The organism is Winogradskyella vincentii, assembly GCF_020166345.1.
Taxonomy (GTDB): domain Bacteria; phylum Bacteroidota; class Bacteroidia; order Flavobacteriales; family Flavobacteriaceae; genus Winogradskyella; species Winogradskyella vincentii.
Genome location: NZ_JAIUJS010000029.1, coordinates 1 through 1250 on the forward strand (window position 1 = coordinate 1; position 1250 = coordinate 1250).

The 1250-nt window shown below is 36.1% G+C and carries 1 protein-coding gene; it reads left to right on the forward strand.

Annotated elements, in window-relative coordinates; translation table 11 throughout:
- The first annotated feature begins 115 nt into the window (after positions 1-115).
- Positions 116-1027: a TolB family protein gene (locus tag LBV24_RS15010; RefSeq protein WP_224479477.1), complete on the forward strand. Its 912-nt coding sequence runs from the start codon at positions 116-118 to the stop codon at positions 1025-1027.
- The last annotated feature ends 223 nt before the right edge of the window (positions 1028-1250 follow it).

Genomic DNA, 1250 nt, shown 5'->3' on the forward strand with positions numbered 1-1250 from the left:
CCTTTTGTCCGTTGCTCTTTGGACTACTAACACTTTTAAAAGTAAACTTTTAACGTGCCTCGTCCACCGCAACGAATAATAGCCGAGGGTCGTTGGCAGCAAGCACAACAAACTAATGAATACATTTAAATTTTTGATATTTCTCTTAATTTTTTCCTCGTGTAAAGAGGGTAAAAAAGAAGTGCTAAATAATGAGACAGCCTCATCGAAGCAAGAAATTGCATTTGTAACTGATAGAGACGGCAACTCGGAAATTTATACAATGGATATAAATGGAGAGAATCTGCGAAATATTACGAAAAACGATTCTCTTGACTTTAGTCCTTCTTGGTCTAGTGATGGACAAAGTCTTTATTTCTATTCTAAAAGAGATGGGAATGCAGAGATATACACAATCAATTCTGATGGAACAGAATTAACACGCTTAACAAATCATCCAAGAACCGATGTACTTCCCGAACAATCACCTGACGGAGAAATTATTGTATTTATGAGTGATAGAGATTCTCTTTCTAGAAATATTTATCTAATGAACAAAGACGGCTCGAATATTAGGCAGTTAACAAAAAATAAATATTATGAGGAAAGTCCTAGTTGGTCGAATGATGGTCAGAAAATTTTATTCACAAGACAATTACGCGATTCTACAGACACTTCGCACGCTGCAAATGGAGAAATACACATAACGGATGTTAATGGTGAAAATGTGACAAGACTTACTAACAAAATTGGTTACGATTCTGGAGCTAAATTCTCACCAAACGGAAAGAAGATTGCATTTTATGGAATGAATGATAAGTACTGGGACTTATTTATAATTAATTCTGATGGAACTAGTTTGCAAAACTTGACCAATGATAGTATTGAATGCTATTCACCAGATTGGTCATCTGATGGACAATGGCTTGTCTATACAGCTGGCAGTAAAGGAAATTATAATATTTGGAAAATAAATATAAACACAAAAAAACGGATTAAACTAACCAATACGAATGGCAGAAATGAAAGCGCAGTATGGAAAAAATAGCCAGCTGCCAACAACGTGTATAGCTCATTGCGGCTGAATTCCTTAATCGGAATTCATTGCAATTCACTATCTTTCAGTTACGGCGGAAAATCATAGCTGATTTTCCGCAACGAGCCATACACAAAACCGTTGTCCGCAATAACCTCAACATAGCACCTCAACAAGTTTCGGTGCTTGTTTCGAATACGTGTTACCAAACTCATTACATTCCGTTTGACCTGTA